Origin of the sequence: Aequitasia blattaphilus (assembly GCF_024721305.1) — a bacterium.
In the GTDB taxonomy this organism is placed as follows: domain Bacteria; phylum Bacillota; class Clostridia; order Lachnospirales; family Lachnospiraceae; genus Aequitasia; species Aequitasia blattaphila.
Window position 1 is genome coordinate 1 of the sequence record NZ_JAMXOD010000063.1, and the last position, 859, is coordinate 859.

Annotated in this window: 2 protein-coding genes; both read right to left on the reverse strand. The window is 36.7% G+C overall.

Going from position 1 to position 859, the window contains the following annotated elements; translation table 11 throughout:
- Nucleotides 1-51: 51 nt before the first annotated feature.
- On the reverse strand, nucleotides 52-192 hold the full coding sequence (locus NHH15_RS15440; protein ID WP_262067540.1) for a hypothetical protein: 141 nt from the start codon (nucleotides 190-192) through the stop codon (nucleotides 52-54).
- Nucleotides 193-302: 110 nt separating this feature from the next.
- Nucleotides 303-859, reverse strand: a 557-nt coding sequence (locus NHH15_RS15445; protein WP_262067541.1) for an IS91 family transposase, incomplete at its 5' end; no start/stop codon positions are given.

Consider the following 859-nt stretch of genomic DNA (forward strand, 5'->3'; position numbering starts at 1 on the left):
TAAAAAATAGTGCCCTTGAGATTAAGGACACTAAAAGAAACGATGTATATTTTAGAAGATGTAAAAACCTTCTTCACCATCGTCATCACCGGGAAAGACATCTTCATGTAAGAAGTAATCCATATCAAGAAGATCACTGTCACTCATACTCTTAATCAGAGAAGGTGTCATGCCTTCCGGTGGTTTTTTCATATATTTATCGCGCAGTTTTTCTACAAGTTCTTTTTCGTTAATAGTTGCCACCTCCTAAGCAAAGTTGTTTCTTAGAGTTTAGCATGGAGGAGAGAGGATGTAAAAGAATATCAGGTGGGTACACGAGACTTTTTCATAATCCTTTCATAAAGTTCTTGCAGAGAAACTGATTTATGATTGAAATAAAGTTCAACAAAGAACATTATTTTGCCACATTTAGGGCATTTTAAGGGATCATAACCAAAAGAGGAAAGTATGGATTCTCGCCACTTATTGAAGGAGAGAAGGATTTGATGTTTTTCTTTTGGAATCGCCCGATGAATTGGGTTTTCGTTATCATAATGCCTTGTATAAATGCCATAATAGCGAATCATCTTAAAGTGTTTTTCGGGGATATGTCGGATTAATCGAGAGATAAACTCCGTTGCAGGAATACATTCCGTGACAAGTTTATCATCTTCATGGCGGTGATAATGAAAAGTAACGCGTTCACCATCATAAGAATCAATACGTGAAGTGGCAATAACAGGACGCCCAAGGTAGCGTCCAATGTACTTAAATACATCATTGGGATTACAGTTATTGGGTTTGGCAAAAACATAGAATCCTTTCGGACAGTTACGATAAATATCGGATTTAACTTTCAGAAAAGAATTGCCAAGACGCT